Genomic DNA, 1,253 nt, shown 5'->3' on the forward strand with positions numbered 1-1,253 from the left:
GGCCACCCTCGTGGACAAACTCAAGAACGAAGCCAAGGTGATCTGAGCCTCGCAGGCAAGGCATTTGTAGGAGGCCCGCTTGCGGGCCGAATTGCAGCCGACCACGGGTTCGGCCCGCAAGCGGGCCTCCTACCGGCGGCAACACAGGAGATTGCTATGACGGCATTGGTTATTGCCGAACATGACAACGCGGCGCTCAAGGCCGCGACTTTGAACACCGTCACCGCCGCAGCCGCCTGCGGTGGCGAGGTACACGTGCTGGTGGCCGGCGAGAACGCCGCCGCCGTGGCCCAAGCCGCCGCCCAAGTGCAGGGCGTGGCCAAGGTGCTGCACGCCGACTCGCCCGCGCTGGGCAAGCAGCTCGCCGAGAACGTCGCGGCCCAGGTGCTGGCGGTTGCCGGCGCCTACAGCCATATCCTGTTCCCGTCCACCGCCGCGGGCCGCAACGCCGCCCCGCGCGTGGCCGCCAAGCTCGATGTGGCGCAGCTCAGCGACATCACCAAGGTGGATGCGCCCGACACCTTCGCGCGTCCGATCTACGCCGGCAACGCCATTGCCATCGTGCAAAGCGCCGACCCGGTCAAGGTCATCACGGTGCGCACCACCGGCTTCGACCCGGCGCCCGCCACCGGCGGCAGCGCTGCGGTGGAGACCGTGGCTGCGGTGGCCGACAGTGGCAAGAGCAGCTTCGTCAGCCGCGAGCTGACCAAGAGCGACCGCCCCGAGCTGACCGCCGCCAAGATCATCGTGGCGGGCGGCCGCGCGCTGGGCTCGGCCGAGAAGTTCGCGGAAGTGCTCACACCGCTGGCCGACAAGCTCGGCGCCGCGCTGGGCGCCAGCCGCGCCGCGGTGGATGCGGGTTACGCGCCCAACGACTGGCAGGTGGGGCAGACCGGCAAGATCGTGGCGCCGAGCCTGTACATCGCCTGCGGCATCAGCGGCGCCATCCAGCACCTGGCCGGCATGAAGGACTCCAAGGTCATCGTGGCCATCAACAAGGACCCGGAGGCGCCGATCTTCTCGGTGGCCGACTACAGCCTGGAAGCCGATGTCTTCGAGGCGGTCCCGGCACTCAGCGCATCGCTGGCCTGAGCCTTTTCGCGTTCAACCCTCAAGGGCCGTGCCGTTGCAGCACGGCCCTTTTTTCACCCGCATTTCGTCAAACCGATGACTTCCGAAGAACTCGTCCAGCGGTATGGTCCGCGTGAAGTGATGGACTACGACGTGGTGATCGTCGGCGCCGGCCCCGCCGG

The 1,253-nt window shown here is 68.3% G+C and carries 1 protein-coding gene; it reads left to right on the top strand.

The genetic code is table 11. From position 1 onward, the window contains the following. Positions 1-156: 156 nt before the first annotated feature. Positions 157-1,092: an electron transfer flavoprotein subunit alpha/FixB family protein gene (locus tag ALA01S_RS31060; RefSeq protein WP_066343640.1), complete on the top strand. Its 936-nt coding sequence runs from the start codon at positions 157-159 to the stop codon at positions 1,090-1,092. Positions 1,093-1,253: the final 161 nt, after the last annotated feature.

It is taken from the genome of Azohydromonas lata NBRC 102462, assembly GCF_001571085.1.
GTDB lineage: Bacteria > Pseudomonadota > Gammaproteobacteria > Burkholderiales > Burkholderiaceae_C > Azohydromonas > Azohydromonas lata.

Coding starts and splice junctions, on each gene's coding strand:
- ALA01S_RS31060 (WP_066343640.1), top strand. CDS start 157: ATGACGGCATTGGTTATTGCCGAACATGACAACGCGGCGCTCAAGGCC.